12 protein-coding genes are annotated in these 14,408 nt (G+C 63.7%); 4 read left to right on the plus strand and 8 right to left on the minus strand.

What is annotated here, in order from left to right:
- Positions 1–227: 227 nt before the first annotated feature.
- Both FJ960_RS10070 and FJ960_RS10075 read right to left on the minus strand, forming a co-directional pair.
- Entirely contained in the window at positions 228–1,601 is a 1,374-nt protein-coding gene (locus FJ960_RS10070; protein WP_140713571.1) for an aspartate aminotransferase family protein, read from the minus strand.
- A 13-nt stretch (positions 1,602–1,614) separates the two neighbouring features.
- Positions 1,615–2,454: a GNAT family N-acetyltransferase gene (locus FJ960_RS10075; protein ID WP_140713605.1), complete on the minus strand. Its 840-nt coding sequence runs from the start codon at positions 2,452–2,454 to the stop codon at positions 1,615–1,617.
- A 319-nt stretch (positions 2,455–2,773) separates the two neighbouring features.
- On the opposite strand from FJ960_RS10075, the gene FJ960_RS10080 reads away from it, so the two are divergent.
- Both FJ960_RS10080 and FJ960_RS10085 read left to right on the plus strand, forming a co-directional pair.
- The gene (locus tag FJ960_RS10080) at positions 2,774–3,442 is read left to right on the plus strand and encodes a haloacid dehalogenase type II (protein ID WP_140713573.1); all 669 of its coding nucleotides are present in this window, start codon (positions 2,774–2,776) and stop codon (positions 3,440–3,442) included.
- A gap of 16 nt (positions 3,443–3,458) precedes the next feature.
- Positions 3,459–4,733, plus strand: a complete 1,275-nt coding sequence (locus FJ960_RS10085; protein WP_140713575.1) for an FAD-binding oxidoreductase — start codon at positions 3,459–3,461, stop codon at positions 4,731–4,733.
- Between the two features lie 22 nt (positions 4,734–4,755).
- On the opposite strand, the gene FJ960_RS10090 is transcribed toward FJ960_RS10085, so the two are convergent.
- The 6 genes from FJ960_RS10090 to argE form a co-directional block, all read right to left on the minus strand.
- Complete coding sequence (locus FJ960_RS10090) at positions 4,756–6,213, minus strand: NAD-dependent succinate-semialdehyde dehydrogenase (protein WP_140504401.1); 1,458 nt, start codon at positions 6,211–6,213, stop codon at positions 4,756–4,758.
- 17 nt (positions 6,214–6,230) lie between these two features.
- Entirely contained in the window at positions 6,231–7,274 is a 1,044-nt protein-coding gene (locus FJ960_RS10095) for a tartrate dehydrogenase (protein WP_140713577.1), read from the minus strand.
- A gap of 10 nt (positions 7,275–7,284) precedes the next feature.
- A complete protein-coding gene (locus tag FJ960_RS10100; protein WP_140713579.1) occupies positions 7,285–8,748 on the minus strand; it encodes an aldehyde dehydrogenase family protein in 1,464 nt (487 codons plus the stop codon).
- Between the two features lie 138 nt (positions 8,749–8,886).
- Positions 8,887–9,240 carry a cupin domain-containing protein gene (locus FJ960_RS10105; RefSeq protein WP_140713581.1) on the minus strand — a complete coding sequence of 118 codons (354 nt, stop codon included), beginning with the start codon at positions 9,238–9,240 and terminating at the stop codon, positions 8,887–8,889.
- Positions 9,241–9,263: 23 nt separating this feature from the next.
- Positions 9,264–10,187: a glyoxylate/hydroxypyruvate reductase A gene (locus tag FJ960_RS10110; RefSeq protein WP_140504395.1), complete on the minus strand. Its 924-nt coding sequence runs from the start codon at positions 10,185–10,187 to the stop codon at positions 9,264–9,266.
- Between the two features lie 11 nt (positions 10,188–10,198).
- The gene (argE, locus tag FJ960_RS10115; RefSeq protein WP_140504393.1) at positions 10,199–11,323 is read right to left on the minus strand and encodes an acetylornithine deacetylase; all 1,125 of its coding nucleotides are present in this window, start codon (positions 11,321–11,323) and stop codon (positions 10,199–10,201) included.
- Positions 11,324–11,558: 235 nt separating this feature from the next.
- On the opposite strand from argE, the gene FJ960_RS10120 reads away from it, so the two are divergent.
- Both FJ960_RS10120 and FJ960_RS10125 read left to right on the plus strand, forming a co-directional pair.
- Positions 11,559–12,461, plus strand: a complete 903-nt coding sequence (locus FJ960_RS10120; protein ID WP_140504391.1) for a GNAT family N-acetyltransferase — start codon at positions 11,559–11,561, stop codon at positions 12,459–12,461.
- A gap of 949 nt (positions 12,462–13,410) precedes the next feature.
- A partial coding sequence (locus tag FJ960_RS10125; RefSeq protein WP_210243278.1) for a VCBS domain-containing protein occupies positions 13,411–14,408 on the plus strand: 998 nt, incomplete at its 3' end.

The following is a 14,408-nucleotide window of genomic DNA, read 5'->3' on the forward strand; positions in this document are numbered from 1 at the left end:
CCTCTGCATGCGGCCGAATTGCACGTGTTGGACAGAACAAAATTCCGTGCTGTCCGGGGCGTCGGTCTCTTTTGAAGGCCTGGAAATCCGGGCTTTCTGGCCTTGTCTTCTCAGCAGTCTGGCACTTCCCCCGCGCTGGATTCGCCGAAAAGGCGTGAGTGCGCGGCACAAAATTGCGAAATCGTCTGCGCCGGCGATATTTCGAGATGCGAAAAATTCGTCGCTCGTCATGCCATGGCCTGGCGGACGTCTGGATCGTCCAGCGTCTGGTCGAGAGTTCGGCGCGTGCGCTCGATGATCGCATCGATATCGCTGTCGGTACAGCACAGCGGCGGCGCATAGCCGAGGACCCCATGCGCGAAGGCACGGATGATGAGGCCATTGTCCCACGCCCTGTCGAAGACCCGCCGCGCCGGCATGGCCGACGCGGGAAGCGGTGTTTTCATCTGCTTGTCAGTCACCAGTTCGACCGCTGCAAGCATGCCGCGGCCGCGCACCTCTCCGACGAGCGGATGGTCGCTCAGGCTGTTCAATCCCGCCATCAGGCGTGCGCCGGCCTTGATGCCGTTCTCCAAAAGCCCATTTTCATAGAGCCTCAACACTTCGAGCGCGACGGCGGCGCTGACGGGATGGGCGGAGTAGGTGTAGCCGTGGCCGACCGCCGAAGCGCCCGCGCCGTCGGCGATCACGTCGTAGACATGATCGGCCATGAACACCGCGCCCATCGGAACATAGCCCGAGGTCAGGCCCTTCGCCGTCGTCATGAAGTCGGGAACGATGTCCTCCTCCGTGCAGGCGAACAGGGGCCCGGTGCGGCCGAAACCGGTGATCACCTCATCGGCGATGAACAGGATGCCGTACTCCCGGCAGAGTTCGCGCACGGCCTTGATCCAGCCTTTCGGTGGAACGATGACGCCACCCGAACCCTGGATCGGCTCGGCGTAGAAGGCGGCGACCCGCTCCGGCCCGATCTCCTCGATCTTGGCCTTCAGCGCGGCGAGCGATGCGGCGATGATTGCGTTGCCGTCCTCGCCGACAGGGTTGCGGTATGGATAGGGGGAGGGGATCTTGTGCTGCCATTCAAAGGGAATGCCGAAACCGGCGTGAAAGGCGGGCAGGGCGGTCAGGCCCGCGCCAACCACCGACGAGCCGTGATAACCCTGCTCGATGGAAATGAACTGATCGCGTTTTGGCTCGGCCCTGGCATTCCAGTAGTAGCGGACGAACCGGATCGTGCTGTCGACCGCGTCCGATCCACCAAGAGTAAAATAGACGTGGTTCAGATCCCCGGGCGCGCGCTCGGCCAGTTCCGAGGCGAGGCGGATCGCCGGCTCAGAGCCGAGGCCGAAATAGGCGGTGGCGTAGGGAAGCTCTCGCATCTGCCGGGCCGCCGCCTCGACGATGCTGTCATGGCCATAGCCGGCATTGACACACCACAGCCCCGCGAAACCGTCGAGAAGTTGCCGGCCGGACGCATCGGTCACGGTCGCGCCCTTCGCCGATTTCAACACGCGCACGCCGTGCGCCTCATGACCACGGTATGAAGAGACTGGGTGGATGAGATGGGCGCGATCGAGTTCGATCAGGGAATTGGCGAGCATTGTTGTTCTCCGACTATCCTAGCGCTTGGTTGGCGAGGGCGTAAATTTTTGGCCTGGCCTGTTCCGCGACCGTCTTGGGCGGACGGTCCATGGCTACGCCGCCGCCGACATGCGTGAGGCCGATTTCCTCGAGCCAGCCGGCGATGCCGGTTCCGCTGCCGGTATCCACGCGCAGGAAGGCACCGGCGCGCGCGGCGGCGAAGAAGCCGATCAGGGCCTTTGCCTCGTCGATACTTCCCGCGATGACTGGACCAATCACCTCGCCGCGTCCGAACGGCCGGATCGCGGCATAGGCCCCGATGGCGCCGTCGCGGCGGATGACGGCGAATTGGCCGCGCTCGGCCAGCGCATCGATTAGAGCTCCACGGTCGGCGCCATAGGCGTCGCGGTCCAGCGCCTTGATTTCCCGGAGATCGGCGGCGTCCGCAGCTTCCACGCCGCCCTGCGCACCAAGCTTGGCAACGCTACCTTGATGTTGCCGGATCGTACCGGACGGCACAAAGCCGAGCTTTTCATAAAGAGGCATGCCGTCCGCTGTGGCGACGAGCCGCAGCGGACGGTCACCGGCAAGGGCGAAGGCCCGATCCATGAGCCGGCGCCCAAGCCCCTTGCCGCGCACAGTCCTGTCGACGATCACCATGTTGATCATGGCGCAATCTGCGCCGTAGGGCGTTACCAGGATAGTTCCGGTGACGCGGCCCTGATCGTCGAGCGCAACCGCGCCGTTCGAGAGCTGCAGCGCCATCTGCCAGTCCTGCGGGCGATGTGGCCAATTCTCCTGGCGAGAAAGCACTACGGCTCCCTCGATATGGTCGGGCCCGAAGGCCCGGAGTTCGATGTCGCCCTGCAGCATGAGGCATCCTTCCGTCTGACGACAAGTTTCGACCATCGGCGCGCCGCAGATCATCTGAAGGCTTTGGCTTCGACAGTATCTTTCGCCGTAGCGTAAGCGGTGCGCCGCATCTTGTGCTGGCGTCATCCACGGCGGGGGCGCCTCACGCCGTGCGCGGCGCCGCAATCGGCACGCCAGATGCCACAGCGTGCCAAACCGGATGGCGGATACGGAACTTTCTGCTTTCGGAAGGCCTATTTCGGTCAGGTGGGTCGCCGCCTGCCGCTCTATGATGAAATACATCCCAGCGCGGATGTGCTTCCACCGGAGATCGACGGACATGGCTTCCTTCAGGCCCAAATACATCACCTTCGACTGCTACGGCACGTTGACCTTTTTCCAGATGGCGGAAGCGGCGCGCGATCTCTACGGCAGCCGGCTCGACGAGCCGCGCATGCAGGAGTTCATCAAGAATTTCGCGGCGTACCGGCTGGATGAGATTCTGGGCGACTGGAAACCTTATGCCGACGTCGTCCACAATGCGCTCGAGCGCGCTTGCAAGCGCAACGGCGTCGCCTTCAGCCCGGACGACGCCAGGATGGTCTATGAGCGCGTGCCGACATGGGGACCTCACGCCGATGTCCCCGCGGGCTTGGCGAAGGTCGCCAAGGAAATTCCGCTGGTCATCCTGTCCAACGCGATGAACGCGCAGATCATGTCCAATGTCGAAAAGCTCGGCGCGCCCTTCCATGCTGTCTATACGGCCGAGCAGGCGCAGGCCTATAAGCCCCGCTTCAAAGCCTTCGAGTACATGCTCGACATGTTGGGCTGCGGCCCGGACGATATCCTTCACTGCTCGTCCTCGTTCCGCTACGACCTGATGTCGGCGCACGATCTCGGCATCAAGAACAAGGTCTGGGTCAACCGCGGCCACGAACCAGCCAACCCCTATTATGGCTATGTCGAGATACCGGATATTTCGGGCCTTCCAGGCGTGGTCGGTCTCTAAAACAGGCGGATTGCCGATGAAGCTGGTCTCCTACTGGCACGACACTGTCACCATCTTTGCCGGCGCGGCGCAAGGCCCGGTCGAGGGTCACTACGATGCCGCCATCGTCGGCGGCGGCTTCACCGGACTCGCCGCCGCCCGCCGATTGGCGAAGGCCGGCGCCAAGGTGGTGGTGGTGGAAGCGGAGCGCGTGGGCTGGGGTGCATCCGGGCGCAATGGCGGACATCTAAACAACGGACTTGCCCACAGCTACCTCTCGGCCAAGGCGGAACTCGGAAAGGAACGCGCGATCGCGATCTACCGGGCGCTGGACGAGTCCGTCGACACCATCGAGGCGCTGGTCGCCGAGGAAGGCATTGATTGCAACTTCCGCCGCGCCGGCAAGCTGAAGCTAGCCTCTAAGCCGCAGCATTTTGATTCGATCGCCCGCAACTTCGAAGCGATCCATTCCGAGGTGGATCCGGATACGGCGCTGCTGTCAGCGGCCGATCTTAAATCGGAGATCGGCTCGCCGTTCCATGGCGCGATGCTGTCGAAGAAGAGCGCCATGATGCATATGGGCCGCTATGTGGCGGGTCTCGCCACGGCAGCCGCGCGCCACGGCGCCGTCATCCACGAGAACGCTGCGGTGACCAATCACAAGCAGGCCGGCAAGCGGCATGAGTTGACCACGTCGCGGGGTCGCATCAGCGCCGACGCCGTGCTGGTGGCGACCGGTGCCTATACGACGCCGAATTTCGGCTATTTCCGCCGCAGGATCATTTCGGTCGGCAGCTTCATCATCGCCACGCAGCCCTTGAGCGACACCGAGATCGCCGCGACCATGCCGGGCAACCGGACGTGCGTGAACTCGATGAACATCGGCAACTACTTCCGGCTTTCGCCCGACAACCGGTTGATCTTCGGCGGCCGCGCACGCTTCTCGGCGACGTCGGACCAGCGCTCCGACGCCAGGAGCGGTCAGATATTGCGGGCAAGCCTGGCGGCCATCTTCCCGCAGCTCGCCAGGGTCGAGATCGACTATTGCTGGGGCGGGCTGGTCGACATGACCAAGGACCGTTTCCCGCGCGCCGGCTACCATGACGGGGTGTGGTACGCGATGGGCTATTCCGGTCATGGCGCGCAGCTTTCCACCCAGCTCGGCATGATCCTGGCCGATGCCATGCTTGGCCGCGAGGACCGCAATCCGCTGAAGGGGCTCGAGTGGCCTGCCATTCCAGGCTATTCAGGCAAGCCGTGGTTCCTGCCGATGGTTGGCCTCTACTACAAGGCGCTCGACCGGATCCAGTGACCACTGATCCGGCGGATAGGGTTTAGCCCAGCCCGCCCATATGGAAGCTTTTCAGCTCGAGATATTCCTCGATGCCGGCCTGCGCGCCTTCGCGGCCGAGGCCGGACTGCTTGACGCCGCCGAAGGGTGCCACCTCCATCGAGACCGAGCCTGTGTTCAAGCCCACCATGCCGAACTCCAACGCCTCGCCGACGCGCCAGGCGCGTTTCAAATTCTCGGTGTAGAAGTAGGAGGCAAGTCCGTAGGGTGTGCCGTTGGCCAGCGCGATCGCTTCCTCTTCCGTCTCGAAGCGGAAAAGCGGCGCGACGGGGCCGAACGTTTCCTCGCCGGCAAGCTGCATGTCCTTTGTGGCGCCCGTCAGCACGAGCGGCGCGACATACTGAGATCCTTTCGGCAGGGCCTGCTTCTCGGTGACGATCGCAGCACCCTTGGCGAGCGCGTCCGCGACGTGGCGGTTGATTTTCTCGACCGCCGCCATGTTGATCATCGGTCCGATGACGACGCCGGGCTGTGTGCCCGGCCCCACCGTCATGGCGTTGACGCGGGCGGAGAGCTTCGCGGCGAAGGTCTCGTAGACCCCGGTCTGGACGAGGATGCGGTTGGCGCAGACGCACGTCTGGCCGCCGTTGCGGAACTTCGAGACCAGCGTGCCCTCGATGGCTAGGTCGAGATCGGCGTCGTCGAAGACGATGAAGGGGGCGTTGCCTCCGAGTTCGAGGCTGAGCCGCTTCACGCTGTCGGCGGCCCCGCGCATCAGCAGCGAGCCGACCCGTGTCGAGCCGGTGAAGGAGATCTTGCGCACCGTCTCATTGGCCATGATTTCGTTGCCGATTTCCGCTGGCATGCCGGTGACGATGTTGATGACGCCGGCAGGGATGCCCGCCCGTTCGGCGAGCAGGCCGAGGGCCAGCGCCGAATAGGGCGTGAACTCGGATGGCTTGATGACCACGGTGCAGCCTGCGGCCAGCGCCGGCGCGACCTTGCGGGTGATCATTGCGTTGGGAAAGTTCCACGGCGTGATGATGCCGCAAACGCCTACCGGTTCCTTCAGCACGATGATGCGGCGGTCTGGCGTCGGCGAGGGGATGGTATGGCCGTTGATGCGGCGCGCTTCTTCCGCGAACCATTTGACGAAGGAGGCTCCGTAGCGGATCTCGCCCTTGGCCTCGTCCAGCGGCTTGCCCTGTTCGGTCGTCAGGATCAGCGCGAGATCGTCCAGATGCGCAAGCATCAGCCCATGCCAGGCCTCTAGCAGGCCGGCGCGCTCGGCGTTGGTCTTCTTCCTCCAATCCACATAGGCGGATGCGGCGGCCTCTATCGCTGCACGGGTCTCCGGACCGGCCATGTCGGGCACTGTGCCGATTGCCGACTGGGTCGCCGGGTCGAGTACATCGACCGTCTTGCAGGAGCCGGCAGCAACCCACTTGCCGCCGATCAGGCCGGCTTCGCGAAACAGACTTTTATCGTTCAGGCTTTTCATCGGAAACGACCTTGCAATCAGGTGAGAGCGGCGTTGACGGCGGCCGTGATGGTCTCCGTTCGATCCTTGCCGGGAATGGTGCCAATGCCGCGCGCGGTAGTCGCTTCGATGGCTTTCATAACTCGACCGGCGGCGGCTGTTTCGCCGAGATGTTCGAGCATCATCGCGCCGGACCAGATGGTAGCGATCGGGTTGGCGATACCGAGATGCGCGATGTCGGGCGCAGAGCCGTGCACCGGCTCGAACATCGACGGCGCCGAACGGTCAGGATTGATGTTGGCGGAGGCGGCGTAGCCGAGCCCGCCCTGGATCGCCGCGCCGATGTCGGTCAGTATGTCGCCGAACAGGTTCGAGGCGACGACCACATCGAGGGTCTCGGGCGCCATGATCATACGCGCGGCGAGGGCGTCGACGTGATAGCTGGTGACAGTGACATCAGGATAGTCCGCTGCCAGCTTCCGCGTGATCTCGTCCCAGAACACCATGGAATATTTTTGCGCGTTGGACTTGGTGACGGAGGCCAGTCTGCCGCGCCGCGCCCGTGCCTGCTCGAAGCCGAAGCGCAGGATGCGCTCGACGCCGGCGCGGGTGAAGATCGAGGTCTCCACCGCCACCTCGTCCAACGTGCCTTGATGCACGCGCCCACCGGCGCCCGAATATTCGCCTTCGGTGTTCTCGCGGATGCACAATATGTCGAAGCTTTCGGCCCGCAGCGGTCCCGTGACGCCCGGCAGCAGGCGATGCGGTCGGATGTTGGCGTACTGCACGAATGCCTTGCGGATCGGCAGCAGCAGGCCGTGCAGCGAGACCGAATCCGGCACTTGCGCCGGCCAGCCGACGGCGCCGAGAAGAATGGCGTCGAAGCCGCGCACTGTTTCGATGCCGTCTTCCGGCATCATACGGCCGGTATCCAGGTAGAATTTGCAGGACCAGGGAAATTCGGTTCCGGCCAGTGCAAAGCCGGCATGTTTGGCCGCCGTCTGCAGCACGGACCAGGCGGCGGCGGTCACATCGGGGCCGATGCCGTCACCGGGGATCAGGGCGATCGAATAGGACTTCATCGGCATCTCTCTAGAGGCTGATCAGGACGCTCTTGGTCCTGCGATTGGCGAGGTAGGCTTCGCGGCCGAGGTCCTTGCCGATGCCGGAGCGCTTGTAGCCCCCGGTTGGCAGGATATGGTCGCGCGAGCGGCTGTAGCGGTTGACCCAGACGGTGCCGGCTTCGAGCTTACGTGCGAAGCGTACGGTGCGGGACAGGTCTGACGTGAACAGGCCGGAAGCCAGCCCGTAGATCGGATGGCTGGCCAGCGCCAGCGCTTCTTCCTCGGTTTCGAAGGTCTGGACGGTCAGGACCGGGCCGAAGATTTCCTCGACGATCGCGGGATTGGCCTTGTCCACGTCAGCGATCAGCGTCGGCTGGTAGAAATAGCCGGGGCTGTCCACGACGCCGCCGCCGGTCAGGCATACGCCGCCGGCTTCGACCGCAGCCTGCACGATGCCGTCGACACGCGCCCGCTGCCGTTCCGAAATGATTGGCGAATACTGCGTCGCGTCGTCCCAGGTGGGGCCCGGCCGCACCATCTTCATCCGTTGCAGGATCGCGGCCGTCAGCCTGTCGGCCACGCTCTTCTCGGCGATCAGGCGCGTGCCGGCGACGCAAGCTTGGCCGGCGTTGAAGGTGACGCTGCCGGCGATCACTGCCGCCGCCTTGTCCAGATCTGCATCGGCAAAGACAAGCTGGGGGCTCTTGCCGCCGAGTTCCAGCGTCATTGGTTTGACGCCGGTGCGGGCCACATTCTCCATGATCGCCGAGCCGGCGCGGGTCGAGCCGGTGAAGGAGACTTTGGCGATGTCGGGATGGCCGGTCAGCGCCGCGCCGGTGGTTGGCCCATCGCCTAGCACCACGTTGATCAGTCCCGCCGGCAGGCCGGCCCTCACGGCGAGTTGCGCCAGATAGACGGCCGAGAAGGGCGTCATTTCCGACGGCTTCAACACAACCGCGTTGCCAGCGGCCAGTGCCGGACCGAGCTTCCATCCGGCCATCGAGATGGGAAAGTTCCAGGGCGTGATCGCGCCGACCACGCCATAGGGCTCGCTCATGATCATGCCGAGACTGGCATCGTCGGTCGGCACAAGCTCGCTGCCTTCCTTGTCGGCGAACTCGGCGAAGAAGCGGATCTGCTCGGCGGTGATCGCGATATCGCCAGCGACAAGCTGGCCGACGGGTCGGGTCGAGCTCAGTGCCTCTATCCTGGCCAGCGTTGCCGCTTCCGCTTCGATCAGATCGGCCCAGGCCTGGAGTGCCTTGGTGCGCTCACGCGGCCGGACGCCGCTCCAGTTGCTGGCCTTCAGTGCCGCCTTGGCGCTCTCCACTGCACGCTCGACCAAGTCGGGGCCGGCTACGGGGCAGTCAGTATAGGATTTGCCGTCCGATGGGCGACGCATTTCTATCCCGCCCCCGGCCGGAATCAACTCCCCGCCGATGAAATGGCCGACGGGGAGGGGAATTGTATCGGGATCGAAGCTCAGGCTCATCGACAACCACTCTGCGGCACCGGATGGAGCCTAGCGCGTGGCGCCACGCAGCATGCGCTGTTCGGCGTTCCGCCACCGACGAATGTTGCGTGCCAGGGATGAGGGACGGCAAAATCTTTCGCGCGGGGACGTGCCTCGCTATCCGACGGTCACGTAGATCTTGCGCACCGTTTCGATGGTTTTCCAGACGCCGGTGAAGCCGGGCTTCATGACGAAGCTGTCGCCGGCGCGGTAGGTCACCCTCTCGCCGGCGTCCGGTATGATCTCGATCACGCCGGAGAGAATGTGGCAGAACTCGAAAGTCTCCCCCTTGATCGAGCGCGTCTCACCCGGCGTCGCCTCCCAGACGCCGGTACGGACGAGATCGCCCTTGGCGACATCCTGCGCCCAGGTCTTGAAGGCAGGGTCGCCGGCGATCAGCCGCTCTGGCAGCGCCCTGGATTCGCGCGGCGAAAAGGTTGGGTTGGTATCGACGGTCTTGAGCAGGGACAAGGGATGGCCTTTCTGGTTGGACCTCAATAGCCGCGCGACCGGTCGACGAGCCCGATCGGCTCAAGGCCGGCACGGTGGCGCCGGATGTTGTCGATAACGGCGCGTGCCGCGGTCTCCGGCTGGGTGACGCTCGCGACATGCGGGGTGAGGATGATCTTCGGATGCGACCAGAACGGATGGTTCGCGGGCAGCGGTTCGGGATCGGTCACGTCGATTATCGCCGCCGAAAGGTGGCCGCTCTCGAGCGCGGCGACAAGCGCCTGATGGTCGAGCTGCGGCCCTCGGCCTGTGTGAACGAGAGCCGCGCCCTCCGGTAATTTGACGAACAGATCGGCATCGAGAAATCCGCGCGTGTCTTCGGTCAGCGGCAGCAGGCAGATCAATATGTCGCTGGCCGCCAGCATCGTCTCCAGCCCAACCTCGCCATGGTGGCAGGTCACGCCGTCGATCTGACGCGGCGAACGGCTCCAGCCGGCGAGCGGGAAGCCGAAGGGTTTCAGCCGGTCGAGGACCGCCTGACCGAGCTGCCCGAGACCGAGCACGCCGATCCGGCGCGAGGCGGCCTGGATCTGCGGGATATCCAGCCATTGACCGGCCCGCTGCCGCGCCAGATAGGCGGGCAGGTTGCGGTGCAGCGCAAGTACGGCCAGCGATACGTACTCCTGCATCATGCGCACGATGCCTTCCTCGACCATGCGCACGATCTTCACCGTCGCGGGCACCGCATCGAAGCGAAACTGGTCGACGCCGGCACCAAGGGAGAACAGGAGCTCCAGGTTCCGGTAGCGGGCGAGATTATCCGGCACCGTCCAGGTGATGAGATAACGCACCGCGTCGGCATCGACCGTCGCGGCATTCATCGCGAAAGGGAGGTCGGGCAGTTCCTTGGCGAAGGCTTCGGCAAAGATCGCGCCGCGCCGCGCATCGGAATTGAACAGGAATGTCATCCGGTTCCCCTTCAGGCGGCGCAATGCACAGCCAGCGCTTCGATCATAAGCTGGCAGGCAGTGAGTTCGCTGGCGAGAATATACTCGTCCGGCTTGTGGGCGCGGCCGATATCGCCAGGACCGCAGATGATCGCATCCATGCCGGCGGCTTGGTAGAGCCCAGCCTCGGTACCATAGCTGACGGCGGCGAGCGGTGCTTCGCCGGTCAGGTGGCTCAGCAAAGCCACCAAGCCTGAATCTTGTGACAAAGACAGTGCCGGATAGGCGCTCATCGGCGTCCACTCGACAAGATACCCCTTCGCGGCAAGGGCCTGGGCCCGCGCCTTGACCGGCGCGAGCAGGCGCGCCGGATCGACGCCAGGTATGGCGCGCGCCTCCAGGTCCAGCGTGCAGGTGTCGGGAATGATGTTGACCTGATGTCCACCCGCCACCACACCCGCCTGCAGCGAGGAGTAGGGCGGCTCGAAGGTTGGATCGAACGGGCCGTGCGTCAGTCGCTCGGCTTCGCTGACAGCCGCGCTCAGCGCCTCGGACATCGCATGGATGGCATTGAGTCCGAGATCGGGCCGCGAGGAATGGCCGGAGCGTCCCTTGATGGTGACGCGGGCGGCCGCCTTGCCCTTGTGGCCGCGCACGGCGCGCATGCAGCTCGGCTCGCCGACGATGACGCCGAGCGGTTTTGCGCAAAGGTCGGGAAGCCGGGCGATGAGATGCGGCACGCCGCGGCACCCAATCTCCTCGTCGTAGGAGAAGGCGAGGTGGATCGGCCTCGCAAGGCGCAGCCGCGACAGGGCAGGCACCGCCGCCAGCGCAGCGGCAAGAAAGCCCTTCATATCCGTGGTGCCGCGTCCGTAGAGGCGTTCGCCGTCCGGACGCAGCACGAAAGGGGATGAACTCCACTGCGGCTCGCCAGCGGGAACGACGTCCATGTGGCCCGAGAGGATATAGCCGGGGACATCTACGGGGCCGATCGTGGCAAAGAGATTGGAGCGGTCGCTTTCCGGCCCCGGGAGCAAGGTGACCTTCGCTCCCTGTTCCGCCAGATAGGCCTCGATCCAGCCGGCAATGTCCCCGTTCGGCTTGCCGGCCACGGATGGAAAGGCGACGAGACGGCCGAGGATGTCGAAGACGTCCATTCCAGACCTCAAGGTATTTTGGGGTTTGGGCATTTGGCATTCCGGTTCGTCGGGCCGATACGGTCGAGAATGTCAGCGTTCCTTCGCGATTGCGTGCCGAAAGCGGAAGTGTTTCAGTTGAATCTTGCGTTGGCGCCGGGCTTTCGAACAGATCATATTGATCCGATTGGTTAGCGTCGGCAGGGGAAGGGTAGGCCGTTGTGGGACCTCTCCATATCGGCAATGTTTCAGAGGCATGGAATTGAAGCCGTCCGGAAGCTTGAAAATCGATGCCTTCTCGATGCGGATCGGCGACATCGAAGGCGTCGAACTCGACCGGTTGCACGCGCACTCTCTATCCGTCGGATGGCCGCATCGCGCCGAGGACTGGCAATTCCTGCGCGAATCGGGACGGGGGATCGTTGCGCTCGACGAGATCGGCCGGGTGCTCGGCTCAGCCATGTGGTTCCCGCATGGCCACGATTTCGCGACGGTAGGGATGGTCATCACCTCGCCGCGGCTACAGACGCTGGGAGCCGGTCAGTGGCTGATGAAGCGGGTCTTCGACAACGTGGTCGGGCGCGACTTGCGCCTCAATGCGACCCGGGCGGCAAAGCGGCTCTATCTTTCGCTCGACTTCAGGCCGGAGAAGACCGTCTACCACTGCCATGGCATTGCCCGCGCCGCCACGGCGGCTGGAATAGACAGGGAGTGTGGCGAGGTGCGTCGGCTGCTGGCCGAGCACTTGCCGGCGATCATCGCGCTCGATGCGGTCGGTTTCGGGGTGCATAGAGCGGCACTTGTCGAAAAGCTGTTCGAACAATCTGTTGGCTACGGGCTCTTCGGCGACGGGGCGCTCAAGGCCTTCGCTCTCTGCCGGCCCTTCGGCCGCGGCCATGTCATCGGTCCGGTCCTAGCGGAGCGAGATACCGATGCCATCGCAGTGGTCCGGCCGCACATCGCCGATCATTCGGGCAGTTTCCTTCGGGTGGACACGCATATGGGAAGCGGCGAATTCGCCGCCTTTCTGGCGCACAGCGGAATGCCGGTTTTCGACACGGTGCTGACCATGTCGATGGGCAAACGCCTCGCCGATTTTGCGGTCGACTGTGCAGCTACACCGGTAACTTATGCTCTGGCCAGTCAGACTCTCGGATAGGTCAGCCGAGGATGCGGGCGGGCTCCGCACCATCCGCTAACCGGGAACCAGCATCGAAGCAACGTACAGCTTTCTGCAGCTATGCTGGATCAAACGCAGTAGGCCAAACTGCAATTGTCTCTGCCTTTAAGTTGTCTAGGGTGCGCATTTCACCTCGAACAGGAGGGCGTTCAGGCCGGCGCCGCGTAAGGAAGCCGGACGGAGCTTATAGTTGTCGCAGCTAAAGGGCGGCGCCCGCTGATCGCCATCGTATAGTCATGGTGCGAAGCGAGTGGAATGTGGTTGATGATCTGGCGCAGGGAGATTGCGGGCTATGCTCCCCGCGCTGGTCGTCGCCGCCGACTCACGTGGCTGCACTGCTTCATGCCCGCCAAGGACGCAGCGGTCGGACGAACGGGTTCCTGCAGACGCTGAGAGAGAGCCTAAACTCACCTCCATGGCGTCGGTGAGAATGTCAGTTCTCTCGCTCGGCCTTCTCTGTAGCTGCCTGGGTGCGAGTGGTGATTGTTGCTGATAGGACAGGCGTCACACGTTCTTCGATGCGCTTTCTCAACGAGGGGCGCGGCTTCCGCCGCCGTGGCTTTGCTTCAACATTTAACTATTAACTGTTTTGCAACTACGACGTTGACGTTTCCAGTGTCATAGGGTTAATAATCTCCTAATATAAGCATTGTCTAAAATCTCTTGATCGGAAACCGACGTTTTAGACGATGCAATTGGGTTGGGAGACGTAGCGCTGCGACCAACGTCGTCGCAGCCGCCATCAAGCGATCATCATCCGCAAGCTCCAGCCGGCACTTCTTGTCGGCGCGCTCGCTGATGGTGCGCCGCACTCGCTTCCGGCCCAGCTGCGTGGCGACTTTGGGATCGATGCTCGGACAGAGCGTGGTCGTACAGGACTATCAACAAACAGGCGTTGGGGCGTCTGCTACAGAAACAGGGGTTGAAAATGGCTACTCAGATCACCGGTGCCGGCGGCACAACGACGTCGTTCTCCAATACACCGCAGGCAAAGGACGACACCTTCCTCTATTCGGAAGATGCAACTGGGGTCCTTGTCCTGAATGTTTTGGCGAATGATCTGGGTGGCGCAGCCAAACAGCTCTACTCCATCGACAACGCCGACAGTCCGACGACCGCGACGAAGATATATGCCCCAGCAGAACTGCTCACGCGTGACGCGACATATTCCACCGATAGTGGGGGAGCCCTCGGAACAACCGACACAAGCCTCTTGGGCGCCAAGATCTGGATAGCCAGCGATGGCACGATTCACTACAACACCGCCGATATCAACACGTTGTTGCAGTCACTCGCGCAGGGCCAGGTTCTTACCGACAAGCTAACTTACGCCGTTCAACTCGGCAACGGCACGCTGAGCTGGGCTACGACCACTATTCAGTTCACCGGCACCAACGACAAGCCGGTGATTGGCGCTGCCACGCTTGTCGGCGCCGTCACCGAGGATGCCCACACACCCATCGAGACCGCGACCGGCACCATGGCATTTAGCGACGTCGACCTTACCGACTTGCATCTGGCCTCGGCGGTGTTCAAGGGCACCGACTATAGCGGCCAGCTCGGCTCGCTCAACGCGGTCAAGACCACCGACACCACCGGTACCGGCTCCGGCGGCTTGGTCACCTGGACCTTCACTGCTGCGGATTCGGCCCTCGACAAGCTCGCGGCCGGCCAGGTTGTGCATGAGACCTATACGGTCACGCTCGACGACCAGAATGGCGGTGTTGTCACCCGCGATGTGGTTATCACCATCACCGGCACCAACGACAAGCCGACCATCACGGCGCATGACGACGGCACGGTTTCGGAAGGCGATGACAACGCCGCCGCCCGCACCTCATCGGGCACCGTCACCTTCAGCGATGTCGACACCAGCGACACGCACACGCTGTCGGTGAGCGTGGCGGCCGCTCATGGCACGGCCAG

It is taken from the genome of Mesorhizobium sp. B2-3-11 (assembly GCF_006442215.1).
In the GTDB taxonomy this organism is placed as follows: domain Bacteria; phylum Pseudomonadota; class Alphaproteobacteria; order Rhizobiales; family Rhizobiaceae; genus Mesorhizobium; species Mesorhizobium salmacidum.